At 54.2% G+C, this 2500-nt stretch carries 1 tRNA gene and 2 rRNA genes (1 of these 3 cut by a window edge); all 3 read right to left on the minus strand.

From position 1 onward, the window contains the following. Positions 1-77: transfer RNA gene (locus ACR0AZ_RS21520), tRNA-Met, on the minus strand. Positions 78-207: 130 nt separating this feature from the next. Beyond that, positions 208-322, minus strand: a 5S ribosomal RNA gene (rrf, locus tag ACR0AZ_RS21525). Between the two features lie 171 nt (positions 323-493). Then, positions 494-2500 (minus strand): 23S ribosomal RNA (locus ACR0AZ_RS21530); it runs 824 nt beyond the window's last position.

Consider the following 2500-nt stretch of genomic DNA (forward strand, 5'->3'; position numbering starts at 1 on the left):
TGGTTGCGGGAGTAGGATTTGAACCTACGACCTTCAGGTTATGAGCCTGACGAGCTACCGGGCTGCTCCATCCCGCGACACTTTGCGTTGGCCTATCGCTTACGCTACTTGAAGCCCTGCGTTGGTCTACCGCCTGTTTGGCTAGTTGAGACCGGGTCGTGTTCTGCTGATCGTTTAGAGAGAAGTTTGTTTGTGGGCTTTTGCTAGGTTTGGCGGTGACCTACTCTCCCGGGGCTTAAGCCCAAGTACCATTGGCGCGGCAGTGCTTAACTTCCGGGTTCGGGATGGGACCGGGTGTTTCACTTGCGCTATGACCACCAAACCGAGGAAAAGCCCTCGGTCGACTTTCTTGCTGTGCAAGAAAGCGACCATGCGGCAGGCAGCGTCTTTATCACAGATAAAGGCGCGTTACCGCACGGTTGTTAATCAGATCAACGTTGTCCAACTCAAGGTCAGTGTATGCTTTTGGTGATTTGTCTTTCTGTTACTGGATCAAATCAAGCCTATCGGGCGATTAGTACCGGTCAACTGAACGCATTACTGCGCTTACATCTCCGGCCTATTGACGTGGTGGTCTTCCACGGCCCTCAGGGAGACCTTGTTTTGAGGGGGGCTTCCCGCTTAGATGCCTTCAGCGGTTATCCTGTCCGATCATAGCTACCCAGCACTGCCGTTGGCACGACAACTGGTCCACCAGTGGATCGTTCACCCCGGTCCTCTCGTACTAGGGGCAACTCCTCTCAAGTCTCCTACACCCACGGCAGATAGGGACCGAACTGTCTCACGACGTTCTAAACCCAGCTCACGTACCTCTTTAAACGGCGAACAGCCGTACCCTTGGGACCTGCTCCAGCCCCAGGATGAGATGAGCCGACATCGAGGTGCCAAACACTGCCGTCGATATGGACTCTTGGGCAGTATCAGCCTGTTATCCCCGGCGTACCTTTTATCCGTTGAGCGATGGCCCTTCCACTCGGGACCACCGGATCACTATGGCCGTCTTTCGACTCTGCTCGACTTGTCAGTCTTGCAGTCAGGCTGGCTTCTGCCATTGCACTCAACGAGCGATTTCCGACCGCTCTGAGCCAACCTTCGCGCGCCTCCGTTACGCTTTAGGAGGCGACCGCCCCAGTCAAACTACCCGCCACGCAGGGTCCCGGATCCGGATAACGGACCGCGGTTAGACATCAAGAGTGCGAAGGGTGGTATCTCAAGGGAGGCTCCACGGATACTTGCGTTTCCGCTTCAAAGCCTACCACCTATCCTGCACATCACAATCCTGATGCCAGTGCGAAGCTGTAGTAAAGGTGCACGGGGTCTTTCCGTCTAACCGCGGGAAGCCTGCATCTTGACAGGCAATTCAATTTCGCTGAGTCGATGTTGGAGACAGCGGGGAAGTCGTTACGCCATTCGTGCAGGTCGGAACTTACCCGACAAGGAATTTCGCTACCTTAGGACCGTTATAGTTACGGCCGCCGTTTACCTGGGCTTCAATTCAAGGCTCTCACCTCTCCTTTTAACCTTCAGGCACCGGGCAGGCGTCAGACCCTATACGTCGTCTTGCGACTTCGCAGAGCCCTGTGTTTTTAATAAACAGTCGCCACCCCCTGGTTTGTGCCCCCAGCCCCTAGTTGCCTAGGAACCGGGCCTCCTTCTCGCGAACTTACGGAGGTATTTTGCCGAGTTCCTTCAACATCGTTCTCTCAAGCGCCTTGGTATGCTCTACCAGTCCACCTGTGTCGGTTTAGGGTACGGTCTGATGGAGGGCTATTTCCAGGAACCACTCAGCAGCCCAATCAATCCGATAAGATTGAACTACACCTGTGATCCGTCACATCCTCCTGGCCTAGGAATATTAACCTAGTTCCCATCGCCTACGCCTTTCGGCCTCGGCTTAGGGGCCGGCTTACCCTGCTCAGATTAGCTTTAAGCAGGAACCCTTGGACTTTCGGCGAGAGTGTCTCTCACACTCTTTGTCGCTACTCATGTCATCATTCTCACTAGTGATCTCTCCACCGGATGGCTCACGCCCCGGCTTCATCGAAAAGATTCTGATCCTCCAAGGTGCCCCGAAGGACACTAAAGAGGATGAATCTTATGTCACACTACGCTCTGCTACCGATGCTTACGCATCCCTAGACTTCGGCTCATGGCTTGAGCCCCGTTACATCTTCGCCGCAGGACAACTTATTTAGACCAGTGAGCTGTTACGCTATCTTTAAAGGATGGCTGCTTCTAAGCCAACCTCCTGGTTGTTTTGGTCGTCCCACCTGCTTTCCCACTTAGCCATGAATTGGGGGCCTTAGTCGTAGGTCAGGGTTGTTTCCCTCTCCACTACGGACGTTAGCATCCGCAGTGTGTCTGCCATCTAGTACTCCCGGGTATTCGGAGTTTGGTTAGGATCAGTAAGCCTGTGGGGCCCCATTACCCATCCAGTGCTCTACCCCCCGGGGTATTCGGATGACGCTCTACCTAAATAGATTTCGCAGAGAACCAGCTA

The sequence above is a fragment of the Ruegeria sp. BE3 genome (assembly GCF_056538865.1).